At 65.1% G+C, this 1,584-nt stretch carries 2 protein-coding genes; both read right to left on the minus strand.

Going from position 1 to position 1,584, the window contains the following annotated elements; genetic code table 11:
• A partial coding sequence (locus IM708_RS20915) for an alginate export family protein (protein WP_209428479.1) occupies positions 1 to 701 on the minus strand: 701 nt, incomplete at its 3' end.
• Positions 702 to 853: 152 nt separating this feature from the next.
• The coding region (locus IM708_RS20920; protein ID WP_209428480.1) for a hypothetical protein at positions 854 to 1,584 on the minus strand (731 nt) is incomplete at its 5' end.

Consider the following 1,584-nt stretch of genomic DNA (forward strand, 5'->3'; position numbering starts at 1 on the left):
AGACGCGGCTGAAGCGAATGCTCGCGCCACCGGTAGGTCCCGCCGACATCGAAACCGCGACCGTCCAGCTTGCGGCCGTTTGAGCGGCCGAGTGAAAGACCGGTGTTGGCCCAGTAGTCGAGGCTCGGGAGAAGTTCGCCGTAGGATCGCAATCCGAGGGAGAGCTGGCGGTCCCCCGCTCGCGCACGATCGTCGCTGAGGATGGCGAAGGCGGCGTAGTGGATATCACTTTCGGCTTCCACCTCGGCCAGGATGCCGTAGTGGTTGACGCGATCGCCGCGTGAATCCGGGTTGAAGAGTTCGCGGGGAAACCCGCCAACCCGCCCAGCGAATGCATCGACCTTGACCTCACCGATATCGAAATTGACCAGGAAGCCGTCGAAATTCTCGTCGATCAGCCATTCGCGTTCGTCGCGGTAGAGAAAGCGGCCGACACGCAGATCAACTTCGTCATCGTAGCGCAGATAGGCCTGATTGATCCGCGCGATGTTCCGGGTCTCGCGCGGGTGTCCGCGCTCCCAGGTGATCTGCGACAGGAAATCCGCCTCGAAGAAGCCCGACCAGGTACGACCCGGCGCGATCGTGGCGGCGAACCGGAGAAGCGGCTCGGCCTCGATCTCGCGTTCCGGGCGACCGTCCCGATCCCGAAAGCCTCTTTCGTATTCGAGGTCGAAGGCGAGCATTCGGCGGAGTTCGAGCAAGGGTCTTTCGTCGTCGTCCGCAGCGCCCGATTGCGGTCCGAGGCCGAGCGTGACGCAAATGGCGACGACAACGTAGCGGCGCAGGCAGCCGCTGCTCCGCGTTCGAAAACTGGCAGGTGAACGATTTCCTGTCGAACGCATACTGACTGGCCTCAGGCGTGGTGTGTGCCGGGCACCGGACTGGCCGCGGGCAGGAGGTCGGTCAGATCTGGATGCCCGCGATAGCGCGCCGCGATCTTGCGGTCGCCGCTGCGGATGGAATCGCGCACCGCCTGCCAGTGCGGGTGCCGCACCAGAACCCGCGCCGGCAGTCCGGGCAGTTCCAGAAGCCGGCTCAAGATGATGCGGTGCTTGCCGTCGTTGTTGCGGATGATCTCTCCGTCGCGGCCGATATTGACCAGGAAATGCGTGAACCGCGCGTCGGCGCTCGGGTTGTAGCCGTCCTTCTTCAGGCGCTGGTAGAGCTTGTCGATATAGTGGCAGCGCGCCATGACCTCGGCCGGTGTCGCGCAACGCCCACCCCATGCCCGCTCTCCCTGATTCACCTTTGTCAGGGCGCGGCGAATATACGGGATCTCCGCCCAGTCGCGGCCGAGGATGAAACGTTCGCGTACGATGCGCGAAAGGTGGTAGTCGTCGAGCGGCTGGCAGGCGAGATCCCAGTCACCGTCGAGCACCCGGCCGGCGTGCCAGCGGCGGCGATGACTGGACCATCGCCCGAAGGTGCCACGCTCGAGCCAGGGCAGGTCCAGGTCGCCGGACCAGCGGCGCTGCATCATCCTAAGGTCGCCTGCCGGAACCACGATCAGCTTGAACGGGTCGGCGTCAGTGTAGCGCGTTGGCCGCGCGAGGCGCAGGAGAGGCAATGCCAACCTGCGCGAGG

The sequence above is a fragment of the Pararhodobacter sp. SW119 genome, assembly GCF_017811755.1.
GTDB lineage: Bacteria > Pseudomonadota > Alphaproteobacteria > Rhodobacterales > Rhodobacteraceae > Pararhodobacter.